General features: G+C 37.5%; 22 protein-coding genes. 19 read left to right on the forward strand and 3 right to left on the reverse strand.

What is annotated here, in order from left to right; genetic code table 11:
• Window positions 1-23 precede the first annotated feature (23 nt).
• From ABLT31_RS26745 to ABLT31_RS26760, 4 genes are all read left to right on the forward strand, one after another.
• A complete protein-coding gene (locus ABLT31_RS26745; RefSeq protein WP_367757577.1) occupies window positions 24-959 on the forward strand; it encodes a lysylphosphatidylglycerol synthase transmembrane domain-containing protein in 936 nt (311 codons plus the stop codon).
• Window positions 946-1701, forward strand: a complete 756-nt coding sequence (locus ABLT31_RS26750) for a glycosyltransferase family 2 protein (protein WP_367757579.1) — start codon at window positions 946-948, stop codon at window positions 1699-1701. Before ABLT31_RS26745 ends, ABLT31_RS26750 begins: the two co-directional genes overlap by 14 nt.
• A gap of 71 nt (window positions 1702-1772) precedes the next feature.
• Window positions 1773-3188: a glycosyltransferase family 39 protein gene (locus tag ABLT31_RS26755; protein WP_367757581.1), complete on the forward strand. Its 1416-nt coding sequence runs from the start codon at window positions 1773-1775 to the stop codon at window positions 3186-3188.
• 182 nt (window positions 3189-3370) lie between these two features.
• Entirely contained in the window at window positions 3371-4882 is a 1512-nt protein-coding gene (locus ABLT31_RS26760) for a stalk domain-containing protein (RefSeq protein ID WP_367757583.1), read from the forward strand.
• Window positions 4883-4988: 106 nt separating this feature from the next.
• Here ABLT31_RS26760 and ABLT31_RS26765 read toward each other — a convergent pair whose 3' ends face one another.
• Window positions 4989-5987: a copper amine oxidase N-terminal domain-containing protein gene (locus ABLT31_RS26765; protein WP_367757585.1), complete on the reverse strand. Its 999-nt coding sequence runs from the start codon at window positions 5985-5987 to the stop codon at window positions 4989-4991.
• A 270-nt stretch (window positions 5988-6257) separates the two neighbouring features.
• Between ABLT31_RS26765 and ABLT31_RS26770 the strand changes: the two genes are divergently transcribed.
• The 12 genes from ABLT31_RS26770 to ABLT31_RS26825 all read left to right on the forward strand — a co-directional run bounded on the left by ABLT31_RS26770 (window position 6258) and on the right by ABLT31_RS26825 (window position 16988).
• Window positions 6258-7718 (forward strand): alkaline phosphatase family protein, encoded by a 1461-nt coding sequence (locus tag ABLT31_RS26770; RefSeq protein ID WP_367757587.1) that lies wholly within the window; start codon window positions 6258-6260, stop codon window positions 7716-7718.
• A gap of 93 nt (window positions 7719-7811) precedes the next feature.
• Window positions 7812-9110, forward strand: a complete 1299-nt coding sequence (locus ABLT31_RS26775; protein WP_367757589.1) for a UDP-glucose dehydrogenase family protein — start codon at window positions 7812-7814, stop codon at window positions 9108-9110.
• Between the two features lie 4 nt (window positions 9111-9114).
• Entirely contained in the window at window positions 9115-10056 is a 942-nt protein-coding gene (locus ABLT31_RS26780) for an NAD-dependent epimerase/dehydratase family protein (RefSeq protein WP_367757591.1), read from the forward strand.
• 86 nt (window positions 10057-10142) lie between these two features.
• Window positions 10143-10862 carry a VCBS repeat-containing protein gene (locus ABLT31_RS26785; protein ID WP_367757593.1) on the forward strand — a complete coding sequence of 240 codons (720 nt, stop codon included), beginning with the start codon at window positions 10143-10145 and terminating at the stop codon, window positions 10860-10862.
• A 615-nt stretch (window positions 10863-11477) separates the two neighbouring features.
• The gene (locus tag ABLT31_RS26790; RefSeq protein WP_367757595.1) at window positions 11478-12551 is read left to right on the forward strand and encodes a tyrosine-type recombinase/integrase; all 1074 of its coding nucleotides are present in this window, start codon (window positions 11478-11480) and stop codon (window positions 12549-12551) included.
• Between the two features lie 349 nt (window positions 12552-12900).
• The gene (locus ABLT31_RS26795; protein ID WP_367757597.1) at window positions 12901-13122 is read left to right on the forward strand and encodes a helix-turn-helix domain-containing protein; all 222 of its coding nucleotides are present in this window, start codon (window positions 12901-12903) and stop codon (window positions 13120-13122) included.
• Window positions 13123-13137: 15 nt separating this feature from the next.
• The gene (locus ABLT31_RS26800; protein WP_367757599.1) at window positions 13138-13533 is read left to right on the forward strand and encodes a hypothetical protein; all 396 of its coding nucleotides are present in this window, start codon (window positions 13138-13140) and stop codon (window positions 13531-13533) included.
• Window positions 13533-13955 (forward strand): hypothetical protein, encoded by a 423-nt coding sequence (locus ABLT31_RS26805; RefSeq protein WP_367757601.1) that lies wholly within the window; start codon window positions 13533-13535, stop codon window positions 13953-13955. Before ABLT31_RS26800 ends, ABLT31_RS26805 begins: the two co-directional genes overlap by 1 nt.
• A complete protein-coding gene (locus tag ABLT31_RS26810; RefSeq protein WP_367757603.1) occupies window positions 13956-14333 on the forward strand; it encodes a hypothetical protein in 378 nt (125 codons plus the stop codon).
• 79 nt (window positions 14334-14412) lie between these two features.
• On the forward strand, window positions 14413-14721 hold the full coding sequence (locus ABLT31_RS26815; RefSeq protein ID WP_367757605.1) for a hypothetical protein: 309 nt from the start codon (window positions 14413-14415) through the stop codon (window positions 14719-14721).
• Window positions 14722-14724: 3 nt separating this feature from the next.
• Entirely contained in the window at window positions 14725-16656 is a 1932-nt protein-coding gene (locus tag ABLT31_RS26820; protein WP_367757606.1) for a hypothetical protein, read from the forward strand.
• Between the two features lie 26 nt (window positions 16657-16682).
• The gene (locus ABLT31_RS26825) at window positions 16683-16988 is read left to right on the forward strand and encodes a hypothetical protein (protein WP_367757608.1); all 306 of its coding nucleotides are present in this window, start codon (window positions 16683-16685) and stop codon (window positions 16986-16988) included.
• Window positions 16989-17856: 868 nt separating this feature from the next.
• Here ABLT31_RS26825 and ABLT31_RS26830 read toward each other — a convergent pair.
• Window positions 17857-18024 carry a hypothetical protein gene (locus tag ABLT31_RS26830; RefSeq protein ID WP_367757610.1) on the reverse strand — a complete coding sequence of 56 codons (168 nt, stop codon included), beginning with the start codon at window positions 18022-18024 and terminating at the stop codon, window positions 17857-17859.
• A gap of 2062 nt (window positions 18025-20086) precedes the next feature.
• On the reverse strand, window positions 20087-20596 hold the full coding sequence (locus ABLT31_RS26835) for a BglII/BstYI family type II restriction endonuclease (RefSeq protein ID WP_367757612.1): 510 nt from the start codon (window positions 20594-20596) through the stop codon (window positions 20087-20089).
• A 397-nt stretch (window positions 20597-20993) separates the two neighbouring features.
• Here ABLT31_RS26835 and ABLT31_RS26840 point away from each other — a divergent pair, with 397 nt between their 5' ends.
• Genes ABLT31_RS26840 through ABLT31_RS26850 form a run of 3 tightly spaced genes read left to right on the forward strand, consistent with a single transcriptional unit; the run spans window position 20994 to window position 22583 of the window.
• Window positions 20994-21146, forward strand: coding sequence for a DUF3970 family protein (locus tag ABLT31_RS26840; protein ID WP_367757614.1), 153 nt, complete (start codon window positions 20994-20996; stop codon window positions 21144-21146).
• A 9-nt stretch (window positions 21147-21155) separates the two neighbouring features.
• Window positions 21156-22046: a 3'-5' exonuclease gene (locus tag ABLT31_RS26845; protein WP_367757616.1), complete on the forward strand. Its 891-nt coding sequence runs from the start codon at window positions 21156-21158 to the stop codon at window positions 22044-22046.
• A gap of 54 nt (window positions 22047-22100) precedes the next feature.
• A complete protein-coding gene (locus ABLT31_RS26850) occupies window positions 22101-22583 on the forward strand; it encodes a hypothetical protein (RefSeq protein WP_367757618.1) in 483 nt (160 codons plus the stop codon).
• The last annotated feature ends 34 nt before the right edge of the window (window positions 22584-22617 follow it).

Below are 22617 nucleotides of genomic sequence, written 5' to 3' on the forward strand. Positions count from 1 at the left end.
ATTAATGAGGAGTAACATGATCCATGCTTAAAAAATGGGGAGCTAGGATTGTTGGATTTATTATGTTTTTATATTTTATATACCTATGTAAGCAATTTTTTGACTATCGCCAATTGAAAAGCTATGGAATTGAGCTCCTGCGAAATCCTTTCTGGCTTATTCTGATAACAGGCTTATATTACCTGTCTTTTATTTGCAAAGCGTTTGCCTGGAAGATGTACTTAAAAAAAGATATTCCATTAATGCGCTATTTACATGCCCTTTTTTATAGTTTATTTGTAAATCATATAGCTCCAGTGAAGGTAGGGGATATTGTCCGAGCTGGAATGATCGCAAGAGAAAATAATCTTTCTTGGGATTTGGCTGCTCATTCCGTTGCTGTGATGAGATTGTTAGATTTATTGAGTCTAGGTTTGTTTTGTAGTATAGGCATTTTATATTGGAGAGATTGGGATCCAAATGATTTTGTTGTATTTATAGCTATGGTTGCCCTGTTGGTGATTGCATTATGGCGTTCAAAGGGCCTCGAGCGCGTGCCTATGATTCATCGCCATGTAAATCTATTGAAAACCACACTGATATCCTTATCCGGATTATATATGTATGGTCTTGTCCTAATGAGTTGGCTGCTTGAGGCCATAGTTGTGTTTGGAGTAACCCAGTCAATAGGGAATCCCATCTCGATATTGGCGGCGATTTGGGTAAATAGCATGACGATAGCTGGGCAGGTGTTTCACTTGACACCAGGAGGAATTGGGACTTATGAAACAGTCATGTCCTTTTCTTTATACTCCATTGGTTATTCTATGGAGAAAGCTTATCATGTGGCCATGATTAGCCATGGTTTCAAATTTATATTTTCTTACTTAGTTGGGATTTACATCTTATATCGCACTCCAACTGTGTTGAAGGAGATCATGAGTTGGGGAATGAGGAGAAAAAGAAATGAAAAAAGTTAAAGTTATCGTATTTTTGCCGGCACATAATGAAGAAGGCTCTATTGCTGAAGTGATTTCAAAGGTCCCCAGAAGTTTTGATCACAGAGTAGAGGTAAAAGTCATCGTAATCAATGATGGCTCTAAAGATCATACGGTTGAGGAAGCCAAACGAGCCGGAGCGGATCACATATTTTCGTTTGATGCAAATAGAGGTTTAGGGGCTGCGGTTCGCCAAGGATTGCATGAATGCTGTTTATTGGATGCAGATATAGGAGTCATGATTGATGCCGATAATGAATATCCTGCTGAGCAAATTCCGGATATTGTCTATCCTATTATGTCCGGGGAAGCCGATTATACGATGGGATCACGATTTTTAGGCCAAATTAAGGGGATGAAGCTTCACCGGAGATTGGGTAATTACTTTTTTACTTTCCTTCAGTCCATTCTTCTTCGCAAATGGATCTATGACGGGCAATCAGGCATGCGAGCTTTTTCCAGACAAGCCATGGAGCATGCAGAAATTGTTCACGATTATAACTATGCTCAGGTGCTAACCTTAAATTTGATTCGAAAAGGGTTTCGGGTAAAGGAAATACCTATACGCTACCAAGTAAGAACGAAGGGAGAGTCTTTTATTAAATTCAGGGCTTATTTGACATCGGTTTTGCCAGCTATTTATAAAGAAATCCGCCGACCTGTACAATCACCTTCAAGAACTGCTGACGCTAAACAATCCCTGCAAGATCATTTAGCGGGATGAACAGATTATCGGGCCCTAGGCTTCTAATTTCTACATTTTGTTTGATTTCTATTACACTCTTATTTCTTTTCATGTATGGATGGCGTCTAGAATACAGCAGCACATTTGCTAGATCCTGGGATGAGGTGGATTTTGCTTTAGGGCTGTCAAGATTTGATCTGTTGGCCATGCAGCCTCATTTTCCTGGTTACCCCTACTTTATTCTTGGCGGAATGATGGTTCACCAATGGATTTCTGATCCCGTTCAATCCTTGTCTATTTTTAATGTTCTTATGAGTGCAGCATCATCGATCCCCATTTATCTATTAGCCAGAAACGGCTTATCCAAATTAGAAAGTCTTTTTATCACCTTCTGCATTCAATGTTCCACCTATTTTTGGATATTAACCAGTCAACCCATGTCGGAAGGTTCGGCTCTATCCGTATTATGGTGGTATCTATGGAGTTTATATTTAGCGAATAAGCATAGGACCTGGTTAACACAAATCCTGCCCCTCTTTCTTTTTAGTATCTTGATGGGGATTCGATTATCTTACTTTGTGTTCGGAGTAGGGATTATCTACCTCTGGATCAAAGAGAGAAGAGCGCTTCAGGGCCAAGGCTACTGGCAGCGATGGGCGGTTTATTTCATTCTTGCTATTTGTTTTCAGCTGGTTTGGGTAACAGGGCTTGTTATGTCGGAAGGAAGCTGGAGTGGCTTTTTGGAACTATCCTTTCAATTCGTGAAAGGCCATTTCACGGAATGGGGAGGGTCAGCCTTGTCTAATCCTCAACCTCTTTTAGACAGAGGGATAGTCTTGTTATTTGAAAATTTCTTGTGGACAGGGCTAATTGGTCAATCAATGATCATTGCATCCGGAATGGTTTTTCTTTTTATCCTTATGATTATAGAATCTATACGGTTCGGATTTCGCATCCATGATTTTCGCCATTACTATGGAATGGCCAGCTTGCTGATTCTTTATTTTATCTATGCCTGGTTTGCACAGAACATCGATAAGCCACGGCATATTGCCCCCCTTATTGGGCCATCTCTTCTGTTGTTCTATATTCTAATCTTGCGAACAAGAAGGAATCTAAGAATAAAATGGGGTCTTTTAGTTATGATGGTTAGCGTGCAATTTTTCGCGGGGATGACGCTGAGTAAGGAACAGGCAACGGTATCCCCGGCAACTTATCAATTAGCAGATCATTTGAATGCGATTGAGAGTCCTTTTCTTGTCTATACATGGGAAGAAACAAGGGTTATGGAATACTTGCAAGTGCCTTATGAGCATAAAAGAATCTTTACATATGAAATTTTTATGGAAGACCTCTTGTTGAACCAAGGGAAACGAATCTTTCTCACTAATGCGGTGGTGGAGGGATTTAAGTCGCAAGGGTATGATGTATCCAAACAAATTCGGGAAATCGGCCAATTTTCTTCTAATCCGTTATTTGATCCGGTTTACCATGATATTACGCTATACGAATGGATGATAGAGTAGTATGAGTTACTATGCATGATTTGAGCTGCACATGAGTGGCGGCTCTTTTTTTGCGAAGAGAAATATGTAAGTATTTCCTTCTTGTATATTGACATACCAAATAATAATGATTATCATTATATAGAGTGTAATAATCAATATCATTTAAATCTAACTAACTTTTGATGGGGGTTTAGGTACATATGAATAAGAGAAAATGGATTTCAACGGCATTAGCTCTTTCTTTAACATTAGGAGGTTCCCTTCTATCCTTCGAATCTGCAGTGAACGCAGAACAAGCATCTGTTCAAGCGCAAACTGTGTTCCAATATACTACAGATATTTCCCTTCAGGGTACCCAGCTAGCTAATTTTGAGTTGATTAAAAAGGAATTTGAAGCTGAAAAAGTTGATTTAGCCAAGGTAAAAGCCGACTATGAAAAGAATTTCAAGGATTCTGTAATCGCTGTTAATCCTGTCATTGATCAAGAGCTTTCTATCGTACTGAATGCTGGTGTTGAAGGTCAGGCAACTGCAGGCCAAGTAAAGCAGGCGATTGATAAGGGTCTTCAATGGTTCTTCTATGATCAAATTAATAAATTCAATGGTGGAGCAAGAACGGCATTGGCGGCTGGGGACAAACAAAAGGCTAAAGAAGCATTGAATCAGGCCATTCGACTTTTTGAAGGAACCATTTATGTAACCGCTGGAAAGCGCGATCAGGACTTTAATACGACCATGCAGGATTTTCTGAAAACTACCGTTGTACCAGCGATGCAGCAGGCAGTAGATAATGGAGATAATACGGCATTTAATGTATATCGCCAATATTTCCACAAGACCATGATGAAGGTGTTCGTATTAGCAACTAGCAAGTACGCAGCAAAGATTGAGCAGGATGTGAAGGAAGGCAAGAATGAAGATGCAAAAGTTCATATGTCTGAGGGTTACTTCTTCTTTATGCCAATCTATAACTATTTAGCAGGTGGAAATCAAGAAGCTGCGGATTCCATTAAAAATGCCTTAGGCGGCGGAGATGCTTCTCAAGTAAAGGGAGATGTGGTGAAATCGCATCTGGCTACTGCTGCATCTGCAAAAGTAAATGAATATGCAGGCAAAGCCTTGTTTGTTGATCTTGCGAAAAAAGATAAGGCGGGGGCACTTGTTCATGCTGCAGAAGGAAATGCGTTCGCAAGCCAATTAGAAACCATATTGGATGCTGAAGTATATGCACAAGTACAGCTGCACGGACAGGCCTACTATGAAGCATTAGAAGCGGATAAGGTAGAAGAAGCGGCAAAAGAGGCATTCGAGGTATTGAAGCTGCATTCCGGCTTGAAAGGAATCTACTTTAAAATCGGGGAAAACGAATTAAAGCTTAACGGAAAATCAGTACAATTCTCAGAAAAAGCATCTTATCTAAATGAACAAACCAATCGCACATTAGCTTCCACACGCTTTATTTCGGAAGCACTCGGCGCAAAGGTAGATTGGGTGCAAGCTGATAGCAAGGTTGTGATTACGAAAGGCAGTACGAAAGTCGAGTTAGTTGTCGGCAGCAAGGATGTTTATGTAAACGGTAAGAAGGATGATAAGCTTCAGCTTGATCAGCCGGTTGTTCTAGAGGATGGCCGTACCTATATTCCAGTACGTGCGGTTTCTAACCTATTGAAGAGTAATGTGTTCTATTATAATGGTGAAGTGATTATCAACTAATATAGAGTATGAGAGACTGCTAGTCCTGTGGGATTAGCAGTCTTTCTTTGTTTATCCGTAAAGTAAAAACAACCATAGCATGATAAGCTATGGTTGTTTACTTAAACTATTGAATACTTACTGTTTTGGTTGATGCATTCCAATTTACTTTATATCCTAACACTTCAGATATGAATCGAACGGGTACAAACGTACGGCCGTTTCTTATCTCTGCCGGAGCATCTAAATTGACTTTTGTTCCATTTTTATAGGCGTAGGACTTATTAATCGTTAGTTTGATATTCTTTGATCCTGAAACAACGGTTACGGTTTGTGATTTTCCATCCCATGTTACCTTGGCACCAAAAGCTTCACTGATAAAGCGAAGAGGGACGTAGGTTCGATTAGCCTTAATATAAGGAACGGCATCAAGTTTATTCGATTTTCCGTTAATGGTAGCAGTGCTTTGGCCTATTTTCAATAAAATGCCTTTTTGTGGTGCGGACGTTAAATTTAATGGAAAGCTAGGCTTAAGTGCGTTTAAGATTTTATTCTGGTGCTGATCAAAAAGGGCCTTGTTGGGCTCTTTTTTTCCTACTCCGAATAGCCCCGGATTTCCTAAAGCTTCTTCGTTTATGATATTAAAAGATTTATCCAAATCCGCTAGAACAGCAGAGGATACCTTCCCGCTAATGGTTGGTTTTAATTCTCTAAAGGTTGCATAGCCTTTGGCCAGGATCAGCTTTGCACGGCTATAGTCGGTAAAGCTCTCCTCGACAAACTTTAATCGTCTCTCAATGTTTAAAACGAGCAACGCCTGAAAATTAGGGATAATTCCGTTTTTGTCCTTGTTGGCAATTTTGCTTTCAAAGTAGGAGGCCATCTTAGGAGAATTTGCTCCAAAATGATGTGGATTAGCAATTTCCTCCTTTACGGATTGAAAGGATGTTGAAATCTTGCCCCAGTCAGGCGATCCTTTTTGCAGCTCCGCATAGATAAGGGTATAAACATTCGCGATATCTTCTTCGTCAGGCTTGCCATAAGAGTATGCGCTGGCCATTGACGCTTGGAAAAGCAGAAGGAAGCCTAGTACTAGGGTGAACGTTTTTTTGTATACTGCTGTCATAGTAATTTAATCACCTTCCTTACACAATTTGGTTTCTCAATTTTGGTAAATCATACATAAAATATTCTAACTCATATTGAAAATCATTGTCAATAATATAAAGGCCCTACAATTATCATAGCTTATTTTGGGGTTTGACCCGTCGAAAGCTAGGGTAGATAACATTGACGGAATTAGGAGAGGAAGACTATAATGAAAATGATTCTTACTTACATCTACATAAAAGTGAGGCAGAATTAGAAGTTTAATCAAGTTTTAAGGAGTTGAAGTATGAAGCAAGCATCAAGATTTGAAATCATTATGGCTCGAATGTGGAATTTGCTGAATGAGGGAAAACCGTTTACTCCGATCTTTGTTCTTTCCGTGTTTATTATATATCACATGGCTGACCTTGATCTTGCAAAGTTTTTTTACGCTGTCCTTTTTACTTCTCCGGTCATGGCCATTTACTATAAATACGATTTCCCTCTACATCTGCGCTGGTTTTTGTGGGTTCCGCTGCTGGCGGCAGGCTTTGGGTTCGGAATAGGGCCATTTAGCCAATACATCCTTGCCTTTGGTCTTTTTATATTTTTTACCGTTTTCTTCTGGGGTACGCTATACTACCATTTGCGTATTGGAACGCCTTGGACTAACTTTTTAAGAATTTGGAAGCTATTTCTGCTAAATACAGATTCTACGAGCGGAAATGTGGGGGAGCAGGTTCCCAAAGTATTTCTCCAATTGCTGTTGATGCAAGGTGTGTATGAGCTTTCGGCACCGTTAAACGTTCTGCCTCAATATCTTATTTTTTCTATTGCACTCCTAGTGTTCAGTTGGTTCATTCACCGATGGTTTTTTAACTGGAAACCGGAGGAGTATCCCTCCTATGTCGAACCGTCCAGTGAGCAACAGCAGCCATTAGCCAAACGAATGGTGATTGTCGTGATTGATGGATGCCGTAAAGAGAGACTGTACGAAGCATCAGCTCCGTTTCTCCATCGCTTAATGAAGGGAGGAACGGTTTATGAAAACATGGAAACCATCTATCCGGCGAGAACGGTTACTTGCTTTTCCTCTATGTTTACGGGAACGTATACCTGGGAACATGGCATTAAATCCAACATGGTTTGGGACCTTGGCGTCAAGGTGGAAAGTATTTTTGATGTGTTAAAGAAGCAGGGCAGAAAAGGTGTCCTGTTTGGTTGTGCTCATTTAATTGATGCCTTTGGTGACCATGTTGAAAGCTTTACGGCTGTATCCCATAACGATGTGGTTGATAAGAAAATCATCGAACAGGCGAAACGAATTTATGAACGGGAAGAACCTGATCTGTTTGTAGTGCAAATGATCGCGGTAGATCAGACCGGACATAGCCGCGGTGTGCTATATCCTGAATATCTGCAAAAGATTCAAGAATCCGATGCGCTCATCGCTGATTTTTATCAGTGGCTTGAGAACAGAGGAAGCATGGAGGATACAGCGTTCTTGATCATGGCCGACCACGGCCAAGGAAATGGGATTGGCGGACATGGACATTTGGATACGGGTGAACGCTTTGTTCCATTCTTCATGCATGGACCAATGATTCAAAAAGGTAAAGTGATTCATGAGAAACACAGTATCGTTTCGCTTGCCTCAACGATCAGTACCCTGCTTGGCGTTCCGATTCCTGATCATGCTAGAGGGCCTGTTTTGCATGATGCCCTTCAATATGAACAAGATAAACATCGACATTCAGGCGTTTCATAAGAAATGAGACATGCTCGCCTCTAATAAATAGGGGCGGGCATTTATTGCATTCATTTAACTAAAGAGGCAGAAATTATTAAGGGTGAGACTTTTATGAATGTATCGGTTATAGGAGCAGGGTATGTTGGGTTAGTCACGGGAGTCTGTCTTTCTGAAATAGGGAACCGGGTACTTTGCTATGATATAGACGCGGATAAGATTAGGAACCTTCAACGGGGGATTTCGCCGATCTATGAGCCTGGTCTAAAGGAATTAATCGAAAAAAACAAAGACCATCTTCACTTTACATCGGACTTGGATCAGGCCATTTGCCAATCAGAAATCATTTTTATTGCCGTTGGAACCCCGACCTTGCCTTCAGGACGAGTGGACTTAAGTCCGGTAAAAAATGCTGCGGCCGAAATCGCAAAACGTTTGAATGCTTATAAATTAATTGTGGTAAAGAGTACAGTGCCTGTTGGAACCAATGATGAGTTAATCACGCTGATCCGGCAGATTGCACCCCCGCATGTTTCGTTTGATGTGGCTTCAAATCCTGAGTTCCTGCGGGAAGGATCAGCCATTCAAGATGTGTTTCAAGCGGATCGGATTGTTATTGGCGCGCGTTCTGAGCGGGCTTTTGATGGCCTAGTTTCCCTTTATGAACCTCTGCAAGTTCCCATACTTAAAGTTGATATACGAAGTGCAGAAATGATCAAATATGCTTCCAATGCTTTTTTGGCCACGAAAATATCATTTATTAATGAGATAGCTAATCTGTGTGAAAAGGTAGGAGCGGATATACAAAATGTGGCCAAGGGAATGGGCTATGACCATCGTATAGGCCCTTACTTTTTGCAGGCTGGAATTGGCTATGGCGGTTCATGCTTCCCTAAGGATACAGCTGCCCTAGTGCAAATGGCGGGGGAAGCGGACTATGAGTTTAAAATCTTGCGATCCGTAATTGAAGTCAATCGAACACAGTGTAATCTTGTCATCGAAAAGCTGCTATCCGTTCTCGGAAGTATAGAAGGAAAAACGGTATCGATCTTTGGATTATCCTTTAAACCGAATACAGATGATGTACGCGAGTCTCCGGCCATTGAGATCATCCAGTTTCTGCTTCAGTATCATGCTTCCATTAAAGCATTTGATCCGATTGCCATGACAAAGAGCATGGCCATTTTCCCTCAGATTTACTATGCCACAGACGTATACGATACGTTAGATCAAAGCGAAGCCGCCCTTATTATAACGGATTGGCCGCAATTCAAGGAGATCGATTGGTGCGAAGCAGGAAAGCGAATGAAAAATAAATTCATCATAGACGGGAGAAATATGCTGGATCCGGGCATGTTGAAGAGTTTAGGATTTATCTACCATTCCTTTGGGAGAGGAAGCGGAAAGGAGTAAGAAAATGAAAAAAGCCATCGTTACAGGATGTGCAGGTTTTATTGGCTCATCCCTGAGCCAGCGTTTACTCCAAGAAGGGTATCAGGTTATGGGGGTAGATTGCTTTAGCAATCATTATGATCCTAAAATTAAACAGGATCATGTTAAGGAGCTTGCATTGCATTCTGGTTTTTCCTTGATAGAAAAAAATATTTTAGATCTAGATTGGAAGGATCTTCTGACTGGTGTCGATTATGTCTTTCATCAAGCGGCCATTCCGGGAGTACGCAGCAGCTGGGGAGAAAGCTTCCAGGACTATTCTAAAATGAATATTTTAGCTACGCAACTTATCTTGGAAGCAGCAAAAAATAGTGAGATCAAGAAATTGGTTTATGCTTCCTCTTCCTCGATCTACGGGAAGACGGAAGGCAGTACCTCCGAAACAACCAATCCAAGACCGCTGTCCCCATACGGAGTGACTAAACTGGCAGCTGAACAGCTATGTCATCTATATGCTGATAACTATGGTGTTCCAACAATAAGCCTTCGGTATTTTACGGTGTATGGTCCAAAGCAGAGGCCAGATATGGCGTTCCATAAATTTATTCGGGCTGTTTTAAGAAATGAAGCTATTCAGGTCTATGGGGACGGGACCCAATCACGTGACTTTACCTATGTAGAGGATGCCGTAGAAGCAAATCTTCAGGCTGCCCAAGCGAATGCTGCAGGCATAGCGGTTAATATTGGGGGCAAGTCACGGATCGTTTTAAATGATGTAATCGATTTGATCGGAAAATTATGCAACCGGATACCTCATGTAGACTATATGGATAAGCAGGCAGGAGATCCGCCACATACCTGGGCAGATATACGTTTAGCTGAATCGGTTCTAGGCTACAGCCCGAAAGTATCCCTAGAAGAGGGATTAAAGCGAGAGATTGAGTATATTAAAGGCTTGTATCGGTGAAGTGATTATGTTTTAGGCTTTTCTGTAGCAAGATTCCTATTAGCCCATAGGATATTATAAAAGGTTATAATCCAAAGGAGCATGTTATGCATAATTATTATCTCAGGGCTAATAGGAACTATCCGAGTGTTGTTTCATTTGTACAGGGGGATGTAAATGGTGATAGAACACCAGATAATGTTTACTTAACCGGAATAAAGACTCAAGATAGTCCATTTACTCAAAATATAACCCTTCTAGTGCAGGATGGAAGAACAGGCAGGTTTACTAGTACAGCACTTCGTGAAAATGCAGGTTATAACCCTACACTATTCCTGGGGGATTTCACGGGAAATGGCGTAGCTGATATTTTAATAAGCATCACGACAGGCGGCAGTGGCGGGATTATGTACCACTACATTTATTCCTTCTTGAATAATGCACCACAATTACTTTTTGACTTTAATGTATATAATGAGCAATACAAGTACGAGGTTACTTATAAAGACAACTATAAAGTTGAAGTTGTCAGCAAGAATAATAATAAAAAATATATTATAGACATATCCACTAGGGATAGTGAATATTTAAATGAAATATACGATAAGAACGGCAAGCTCAAGAGTCCAATTAAGGGATTTGTAAATCCCTTAAGCGGTTTGTATCCAGTAGATTTCGATTCAAATAAAGTATATGAGTTATTGGCCTATCAAAAAATAGCTGGAAGATATAATGCAGATTCTTTAGGGTATGTTTTGAACACTTTAAAATGGAAAGAGAATAAGTTTGTTCTGGCAGATCAGTATGTAGCCATTTTTGGATCTTAGTGAATGCCTTTAAGAGGACGAGGGAAAATGGCGTAACTATTCGTGTGCGAACCTGACGTCACAGATATGAGGGGTTCTCTGTGGTAAAAGACTGGATTGTCATCGACGTAAGCCTAAATGACCCTCATCGAGATGGTGCGAAAAGTAGAGATCCTGCTATATGGCTTCGGAAGCTTGAGTGACCATTTAATAACCAAGTATCCCATGTTGACGAACAAATCCCTCGTTTCAAATTGGCATTAGTAAAAGATATAGGACTTTAGGAAAATCCTATTCTATTTTCCTTATATCTTCTTTAGGTGAAACTTGAAAGGGCGTCTAAGATATGATAACTTATATGGTATCTAATATATAAATGGCCCCGTAGCTCAGCAGGATAGAGCTGCAGTTTCCTAAACTGTGTCGCGGAATCGCGAGAATACTCGGTTGCGCCAATTCATAAAAACCTAGAATTTTCAACGGTTTAACCGTATTTGATACATAATGGATTGCTACACAGTTTCCCCGTTGAAAATGGGGAAACTGTTGGACTAGCAGCAATGAGACTGTGTTACAAAATTACTTAGACTTCAGGACTGTTTTGCCCTCCAGTAGTTTCACTGGAGGGCTTTTATTATGTCAATCCAAGCAGGAGCAGAAAAAAGACGTGGTAAAGCAGTTGTGAAGGAAAGAGGTTCTAAAGCATTAGGAGAGTCACTTAAAAGCCCTATAGGAAGGGATTATACGCTCCAAGAGGCATTTAATTTATTTGTTCAAGTGAAGGAGACGGAGAACGTAAAGGAACGTACTAAAAGAGAGTATTTTGTTCAGTACAGATACTTTTGTGAGTGGTTGGGAATACATATTCCTAACATTGAAAGGATTGATGAAATCAATACTGCCACGGTTCGTGAATATATTAATTTCTTGGCAAATGACAAGCCAAGGTATGATGGACATCCATTCAAAAAAGAAGAGCTTAAACAATCGAAGGGATTGTCACCTTATACAATCAATATTCGTATTCGCTTTTTAAAGGCTTTTTTCAATGTTTTAATGAAAGAAAGAATTATTACAAGAAACCCGATGGAAAACATTAAATTAATGAAGGTTGACGAGGATACCAAAGAGCCGTTAACAGAAGAAGAGGTACGTCGTTTATTACAGCAACCCAATCAGCGGTTATTCGCGCAATTTAGGGATTATGTTATGTTAATGTTGCTGATTGATACTGGAATGAGGGTCAATGAAATCTGCTCACTAGAAGTTGAAGAAATAGACTTTAAATCAAGATGTATAAACTTGCCTGCATCCAAAAATAAAAATCGAAAAATGAGGATTATTCCGCTCTCGGGTGAAGTTAATCGGTTACTCTTTGAACTAATTAATGAGACAAGGCAATACTTTGACATACGTAATGTATTTGTCAGCAATTTTGGAGAGCCTTTAGGAATTGATTCGGTGAGAACCAGCTTTTTTAGATATGCTAAGAAAGCTGGAATAAAAAAGTCGGTATCACCACATGCGTTTCGGCACTTTTATGCAAAACAAGCCGCCCTAAACGGAATGGATATATTTACTCTACAGCGTACTTTAGGACATGCACATATCGCGACCACGAAAAGTTATATCCAATTAGAGAAGGAAGATTTAATAAGACAACATAATTTGTATAGTCCGTTACAAAGTATTATGAAAACTAAAAGATAAGAGAAAGAAGGTGCAGAACAGAGAAGTTCCGCACCTTTTATTTAATTAAAATATTTTTTGAATTGTTAATTAATAATAAAAACCTATAGAAAATAACGATTTATATAATACATAAATAAAAATTGTAAAAAATTAGGTGGTTGGGATTTGGTTCGTATTTTTAAAAAAAACACAAAAATACCAGTAATAACAAGGGTTTAAATGATTTTACAGCAAATTACAATGTATAAATAAAAGTAAATACAAGGAATATTCTGAATAAACATTTGCTTTATTGGCAAATCTTTAGTAGAATAAGAGCATAAGGAATTCACCTTACGATTAAATGAACGAAAGGAGGATGTCTAGATTGTTAGCAGATAAGTTATTGGAACTACGAATCAAGAAAGGAGTGTCGCAAGAGGAAGTTGCAAGACGAATAGGAATTTCCAATTCTGTTCTTAGTAGGATTGAAAGAGGAAAAAGGGACCCAACGTACACGATTTTGATAAAACTTGTTGATTATTATGGAGTATCATTTGATGATGTCATGGATTTGGACAAAAACTTTCGAATAGAAAATAAATATTAGGAGGAATTGATTAATATGAAAAATATGAAGGGAGTTACAGATAAAATGATTTGTGAAAAGACTTTTGATGAAAATTTGGAGGAATTACTTGCGATTAACTTACATAACAAGGCAGTAAGGAGAAATAGAAAGGAAAAAGGGATAAGGAAAATTGATATTAGTTTCATAGAAAAAATGGATGAGGATTACTTGCTTATTTATAGTTCTTTGGACTTAAAGACATTGGATACATATAAAGATTTTGATTTTATTGACAATCCTATTTCTTGTTTCCTTTGTGAAAAGGAGGCTCGAACCCCCAAAAAAGGGACAGTTACAGAATTTTATGAATTAGAAGATGAAGAGGGGATAGAGCATTTTTGTCCAGATTGCCTCAATTTGCTTCAAAAGTTAACAGCTAATGAAAAATAATGATAAAGAAAAAAGAATTCCAAGAAGATAAAATAACAAAAAAAATAAATATACAGAGGAGAGGTAAAAATATGATAATTGTAAAAGCTAACTTTATTGAAGAACTCACTGGAGGTATAGCACCAGAGGAAGTCAGAACGGTTGTTATCGAATTTTCAGAGCATCCTCAATCATTATTTACAGCTAGTTTCATAATGATTAATGGAAAGTGGTTTCTGATGGGAGTTATTCCATTCACCCCTATCTTTAAAGATAGAGAAGAACTGTTTAGCAATCAAGAGAAAATTAGTGACATGCTTTCGTTAACTGAAGTGATGGTGAAACATAGGAAATCTATCCTAGAGCAACTGCTAAATACAGATTCTGTTGGCACTGAAATTAGAGCAATGAATCCAAAGTTACTATATGGAGGAGTAGCGTAAATGAAAAGATTAAAGTACTTGATAAATTGCTCTGTTTACGATGAAGTATACGATAATAAATGGGTTAACAAGTATGAGGTGGCTTATAAGGTGATTAATTTTGAGGATGGTGGAGTAAACGAGGAAGGAGACGTAAGAAATGAAATGTTGAGATGCGATGATTGTGATAACATTGCTTACCTGAAACTCGAAAGGGATGGATTTGTGTCAAAAAACCGTATTCTGTTCGAGAATGAAGATGGGAGTCATTTGTGTTGGGGCTGTGTGTTTAAACGAGTTAAACCAAGTGATAATATCCCATTTATGGTGGTCGACTACGAAGCCGCATTTCCAAATACCGAGGGGCTTATGGAATTGGACGAGGACTATTATTTTTAACGCCCCTGACCTAAAAATGGTCATAAATCACCAATTTAATAATAACATTGTTGAATTACAATAACAAGGAGGAAAAAACATGAAAAGGAAAATAATTGACTTTATTAACCTTAGTACGTTTGAGTATATCGTTTGTTTTACTCACAAAGACACTAATTCTGATTGGGAACGAGAAGGAATTCACAGGTTGGACAAGCCATGTTGTCCAAGTTGTGGTAGACCCGCCGAAGTGTTTTTAGACGAAGGGTCTTTAACATCAGAATTTTTTGAGGTGGAAGAAGATGTTTTTCATTGTGAATTCTGCTTCTATGGCTATGATTTATTTGAAAAGCATTTCGGTACAGTTTGTTTGGAAAATAGAAATAATGAACATGGAGGAACGTTCTGATTTATGGAAGAGAAACAGAATAAAGCACCTAACCAAAAAGAAAAAAGCTCCGAGGGTTTAAACCAAGGAACTAAAAAGAAAAAATCCGTTAAAAAAATTCTTAAATCCATTATATCCAAAGATAAAGAAAAAGAAAACAAAAAACAGAATGATGACAAGGAACACGAGAGTAATGTTCATGAACATCCTACTGCCGCCAAGTTAGAGGAGAAAGCAATACATTCTGAACTACATATCCAATACGAATGGAAATACTTTTTCGTTTGGGAAGGGACAGGGGAAGCTAATTTCCCCGTCCGTATCTCGGATTTTATACTTACGCCTTTATACACTCTTATTGATGAAAATGGTAATCATTCAAATGTGGTAAGAGTCGAAGACAGTAGAGGAGAATCAGTAGTTATAACCATAAATTCAAGTGCTATGACTACTAATGCTCATTTTAAAGAATTAATGGCCAAAAAAGGAAATTTCAACTGGATAGGGAAGCAAAAACATCTTGAATTGCTATATGATTATATAAAGAATTATCAGGGTGAGACAGTTCACTTAATTGACTATGTTGGTTATCACCGTGAACATAAATGCTGGATTTATCCCACGTATGCTTATGTAAAGGGTGAGATTTATCATGCGGATAAGGATGGGTTTATTGTTACACCTGAAAAATCGTTTAAAGTTATTGATAATGGAATGTTCAAGGTAATTCGTCCCTTAGAGCAAGTTAAACCAACTAAAGAAGAAATTCTAGAATACTTGCAGAGCTTCTTTAAGTTGTATGGATATCAAGGATTGCTCGGGTTAGGTTGGGTTGTTGCTGGATTCCAAGTTCATATGTTTGAACAACGGATGGATACACCGCAATTTCCATATTTATTTGCAACAGGTATTTTCCAGTCAGGTAAAACTCAGTATATGAGAAGAATATTTGAAATTGCTGGGCTAATAGGAAAGTTCGATACAAACCCAACAAAAGATATTTGGAGAAAATCTGTTAAGGCTTATGGCTCTCTTCCGATTAATTTTGACGAGGTGAGGGATACAGGAAAAAACGGATTCTTTAATCTAATGCGGGAGGTTATCAATAAAACCTTTGACAGAGACGACCACAAGCGGGGCACGCTCGACCCCAATGCACCATTAATCTATTCAACCAATGCGATTGTGGGCTTATCTGGAGAAGTACCAACTGAAGATTCAGCGATAATGTCTCGTACTGTTTTTGTTCACTCGACCAAGTTTAAGCGTGATACTAAAGCCTTTAATCGCCTTGCTCGTTCCGGAAAGATAGCCAATTGGATGGGACAACATCTACAAATGACATCTGATGAGTGGGAAGATTTAATTTTTGATATCTTTGTAGAAATTCTTGAAGAACTTGAAATGTCTAATATGGACAGTCGCGAGGCAACCAATTACGCCCTGTGTGCTGCAGGAGCACAAGTTGTATTAGGGTATTTTGGATTTCCTGATACGGAACAGGTTATGAATGATTTACTAAATTTTATTAAAAACAATGGGGAAGACAAGAAAGAGAGAACCAAGGAGAACCACCCTAGTATTCAGTATCTCGTTTCTCTCGGTGTATTGGCTGCGGCCACCTTTCCGAAACTGGAGGAGGGAGTTCACTATATCGTAAAAGATGAAGATATCGATGAGGATGGAAAAGATGAAAAGGTCCTCTTTATTGCTCCCGATGACAGTTTCAAGATATTCCAAGATAATACCAAGGATTGGGACAACTTTTATAACTCATCGCGTAAAATCTTAAATGATTTGGAGAGTTTCAAGTTTTTTGTTGGTATCCAAAAGAAAAAGACATTTTCCAAAAGTGGCAGGCGGATAAATGCATGGAAAATAAATTTGGACCACCCAGACTTGCCTGAGATTGTGAGAAATTACTTTGTTGTTGATGATGTTGATAATGATGAATAGTAAAAAAAATAATTTGGAGGTAAAAAATGAAAACCTTTTATAAAAGCGTAGGTATTGTATTAAATAGAATCATAGAGGCTGAACCAAAGTTTGAAGAAAGTGCAAATTTCTTGAATATAGTTCAAGAAGCCAATCTGCGACAGGTTAAAAATCTTAAAAAACAACTCATAAGATATTTTGAAAGGTACATGCACAAAATTTATATTGATGATGTTGTATTTAAGGAGTCTATGCAAAATGTGTTGATGCAAGAGGAAGTAAATATAACATTAAAGGAGTTTAGAGAAAAAGATTACTTTTCAGCATTTTATCTGGGTTACTCGAAAGGATGATATGAATCAAAAACAGGTTACAAGGAGTTGATTTGTAACCTGTTTTTCTTATATGAAAGCCTCTTAGTTATACGTACCATAATCCAAACTGAGGTACATCTTATGGGAAATCAGGATAACTAAGCGTTTGAATAGGATTCCTTCGAATTCAGAGGTATTACTTGGCACTAGCGGAGAACACAGCCCACCCCTTTAGTACCAATGGTTTTGGTGATATACGTACCTTTGTACCATTATTTTTATAGATATAATGTACGATTATTTTATAAAAACTAATACCATTTTTTAGGGGACATCACATGAAAAATATATAAATATTATAAAAAAATAAGAGTACAAGAGTACGTTTATATAGAATAAAGTATAGAAATTCTTGATATATAAGGATTTTACATGTACCATTGGCTGTACTTTTCGTAGTACCATTATTTTTTACGGGTACTCTTAAATTCTTATTACCTTACTTCCAAACAATCTACTATGATAACCAAACTCTAAAAACCACGGATAACGGCCAAAAAACAATCTATTTGGAATCTAATAATCAAGGGAATATAAAACTAGCCTCTCATATTTGAATTTCTTAGAATACCATATTAATCATTTTCAACATGGAGGTTAAAACGGTAATTAAATTTTAGCGATTTATAGACAAAGGGAATCCTATTAGAAACCTAAGTTTTCTTGGTTTTCTCACCACATTACAGTTCATTCCAAAAAAGTAACAAAGGTTTTAACAACTATTCAAGATTCATCGCAACACCATATGGCAATCGACTGCAGTATTTTCATAAAACGTGAATTCTTAATCTTTCCACTGATTTAGCGAATTATCAAGCTTAAAACCATGGATTACTCTAAATCACAACTATTCTTCTTTATCTGTTCTTGAAAATAAGCATTTAGCAAAACAATATATCCATATCCAGCTGTATAATAGGATATCATGAAATCTAACATCAGTAATTTTCCTATTAATAATGGAAAATCCCTCTTGGTTTCTGTCTTGAACATTGAGTTTATCATTATCATTCATGTTCCCCTCCTTTTCGTTTTCTTTAAATTAGCAGGTTCTACATTAGAAGCATGCATGTCATCTAAAAAGGAATGATAATGGAATTTGTAATGGAGAATGGACAGGGACGTGGCTTAATTACTATTTATGCACTTGGTAACCATGTAAGCATATCAATCCTTTCAGGACATCATGAACATATGGCTGCCAAATGACATAAGTATCTTTCCCTACACATCATTTTCTTACAATATCCATAGAATTCTAATCCTAACCAAGTAACAAAAGTAATAAGAATTCATGGGGGGTATCATTACCTTACCCATTCTTTCAAACATTAACAAAGCCCCATATGAACCGCTTTCATTCCTTGCAAAGAACCAAAACCGCCTTGAACCAAGGAGAATCCCGTTTCTAAGCCCTAAATATCATCTGGATTGAATTAAAAAAACTATGGATTTTGTAAAAACGATACTTCCACATTCACATGGCAAACTGCCTGCGGATTTTCATGTGAATGTGGATACATCATGATGTGGTAATATACAGGACTAAATACCTGCAAAATTAACTCCCCATTATAGCCGCAGAAGTAGCCTGAATTACTCTTGAAAAACTCCATAAATATAGAAAACCCTTCTAATTCAAATAGCAAAATATCATGCTTTTTATATATTTCAACCATTTATCACAATGAGTTCATTTTTGTCACCAATTGTTACTGGTTGTTACAACGCAATCAGTTTGCTGGAGTTAGTGAGGCAAACTGAATTATTAGAGATAGAGGCTAAACTACTACAAGCAAACTTAAAATTGGTTGAAATTGTATACAAAGTTAAATTGGCAGAATCCCTTTGGTATCAAGCGCCTCAGTTATGATGAATACAATTTTTGCAGGGGAATAAGACTAGTCACTCACTTGTTACCTATTTTTTCTTATACGAATGCCTCTTATTATGCGTACCATAATCCAAATTGAGGTACATCTTATGGAAAATCAAGATTATCAAGTGTTTGAATAGGATTCTTTTAAATATAGAGGTAGCGCTTGGAACTAGCAGAGGACACAGTTTAACCCTTCTATACCAATGGTTTTGCTGTTATTCGTACCTTTGTACCATTATTTTTTTAGATATAAGGTACGATAGTTTTATAAAAAACTATATCCAATTTTAGAGGAAAATCTAAGAAAAAATATATAATTACTATTAAAAAATAAGAGTACAAGAGTACATTTATATAGAATAAAGCATATAAATCCTTGATACATAAGGATTTGACATGTACCTTTGGCTGTACTTTTCGGTGTACCATTATTTTTAAAAGGTACTTTTGATTTCTATTTCCATTTTGGTTTCCAAATAATTATTCATGTGCAGACAAGGATTTTGTAAAGAAGAAACACAGGGGAGTCAGACAGTTCCCTATTTACTTGGATACCATGTTTTCATATCAATTCCAAAGGATTATCATGAACATCATGGCTACCAAATGACTCTACATGTCTCCCGCACTTCTTGCTATTACAAAATACATAGGAATTCTAATAACAAGGTAAAAAAAGTATAGGAAGTAATGTGGAATAACCAAGCTAACTACATTTATTTCTGAAATTCTTCTTCAATTATCTGCTTCGTATCATTCCATTCCTTTCTTTAAGTAAATATCAGTAGAGATTTTTAAATGATAATGGATTTTGTAAAAGGGGAATTGGAGAATTCCCCTTTTCACTTGAAATCACATTTCTACAATTCTTATGTATATCATTGCTGCCAAATGGTTTAACCCTTAGTACCGTCACAATCTTAGCAAAGGTTTCCTATTGGGTGACATACTCGGTTTGTAATGATGCTTTATGTTTTTCAGTGCCAAAGCGAATAGAGGTATCGTTATCAATGCACAATCGCTTTTCGCTTCAAAATTGAATATGCTTGTCCAAAAATCGTTTTCTTATTCCATGTAAATCCTCCCATTCTTATTATAGTAATACCATAGTAGACTTCCATCTATATCTGTTTTGATATAGAATCATCAAAGTTTCACTTGATAAGTCTTGCGCTTCAATACGCTTTCATCCTGCTTTTTAGGACACATCCACCCCTACCAACAAAATCGGGACGTGAATAATGTTCTGGAAATTCGTTAAGTACCTTTGAATCTGCTCAAAGGTCAACGAACTTTTCCATTTACCACCTCTGTTATTCATCTCTTTTTGAAAATTACTAGTGGCTACAATGTAGATTCCAGTATCGATATGGCCCTCTCCAGTACTGGCCTGTTGGAACTTCATGACATCCATGCCAAAAAACGACCGATGAGAAAATGCAACCTCAACGCCGTGACGCTGCTTCATAAAGTCCATCCGTAAACCCATATCCTTAGAGTTATTAAAAACGAAGGGCTGTGGCTCGAATTGCATCTGGGTGAGTCTTGTTTTTAACAAGCTATTTAATTCTGGACGAGACACCTTGGATATTCCTTCCAAAGGAGTAGTCAATGCCTCTGTTATCTCATCCTTGATTGATTGGTTAATTACCCTATCAGCAAACCGATACGGAAATTCGATTGTTTTAAGTTCTAGAATTTTCTTCATTTATAGCGTCCTCCTTTAATATTTTCTGTTTGCGTCGATGTATAGTGTCCACAACAGCAATATTTTAGTTTGTCTTCGCATTAGCTACTGTTCCAAAATCGATGACCTCCTTTCTACAGCTCATCATACACGTACTACATTCTCACTATGATAAATGTCGAAAGATTCTATATTTCGACATGGTTACAAACGAAAGTTGAGCTGAATATTAGTCGATATCTGGACATCATGCACGTTTTATCACTATTCATTAGAGATGATTCTAACTGGTTTTGTTGGAACTTTCCCGTTTTAGTAAGTTGAAATGTCCTCCACATGCGTTAAGGTGTTTGAGAATTCAAAACAAATAATGATACCATTTTATATAGGTGATTTTTTCAGAGGAGATATTTTTTATATGAAAATAAGAGTAGAAGGAACATCAGAACAAGAAATACAGAAGTTTATTAGAGATTCTGATACGAAATATACGGTTGTTAATGTAAGTAAATTCTATCCGAACCGAGGTAACACGAGGAACGGCAGGGTATATATAGACTTTGAAATGTAAGGTGATAAAATGGGGCTTTTACAGAGAATAAAATATTGGGATAAAGTTCCCCAAAACTTAAAGACAAAAACTCAACTAAAAGAACTAGGATTAAAGCCCATTGGTGAACCAAAAGCCGAAATAAAATACCTTTATAGCAAATATATAAAGCTATACGACATTGAGGAAACCAAGCCTATTCAGAAGCGGAAAGCAACCTTTAAGCAGCTGGAAGCCCTTGAAAAAGGGCGAATGAAATTGGATAAATGTGAAATGTGCAATGAGGTAGTTGGCAGAAAAAACTTGAGCAAACAAATCTGTTTTCCCTGCTACCAAAATGAATTAGAGAAGGAATACGTATTAAAAAAGTTTTATCAGATGGAACAGGGCGAAGAAAGATTTAAGGAATGGAAGCAGCATGATTTTGTTATATTGGACAGCCAAACCACAGGACTTTATGACCCTGAAATCATAGAACTATCCATCATTGATAAAGAGGGTAATGTTCTTTTTGAATCTTTGATTAAACCTAAAAACCCGATACCGCCCGAAGCTACTTCCATTCATGGAATCACGAATCAAATGACAGCCAATAGCCCTTGTTGGTTAGACGTTTGGGAAGAAGTGAAGGGGCTTATAACCGATAAGCTATTACTGATTTACAACGCTGATTATGATATTGGGGTAATATGGAATACTTGTTCTTTATATAATATTGTTCCTCCTTCTTTGAAATCTAATTGCGTAATGAGAGCTTATGCCGATTGGAAGGGTTATGAGCGGTGGGTGGGGCTAAGTGAAGCATATGGAGGATGGACAGAACATAGAGCCTTAGACGATTGCCGAGCAACACTAGACGTTATCCGAAAAGTTTGGAAAGAGATAGAAGAACAGGAACAAAGAGAAGGAGAAACCGCCTAATTGGAGGAATACATTACCAATAGAGAAATATATTCAAAGTTGGGGGGGGAGAATATGAATAGAGGTAAGATTTGGGGTTATTTTATAATTCTACTATTTGGGTTTGTGCCACTCTCTTTAATGTTTGGATTACCTAATTACATGAGGTATGAAGCTGAAAAAACATTTAGTGAGCCACATTCATTTTTTTATGGTACGGGTATCGGGATACAGAAAACACAAGAACCACAGAATTATTACGATAAAGAATATGAAATGGATGATTTAGAAGAAATTAGGTTGGATTTATCTAATAGCGAAGATATTACTCTGTATGGAAAAGTATCGAATAGTGCTGACCCTTTAATTGTTATTTTGAACAATGAAGTTATTTATAATGGCGATATGTCTAATAGTGATATTCCTAATGTTTGGGATGAATTTTATCTAGATAAATACTTTGCAATAGACATTGATAAAGTAAAAGAAAAATCGGTAAATCAAATAACAATGACTAGTGGTAATGCGACAAAAACAATTAAAGTTTACGTGGAATAAAGATGACCTAAAATAACTTCTATAATGCTTAGGA

The sequence above is a fragment of the Ammoniphilus soli genome (assembly GCF_040813775.1).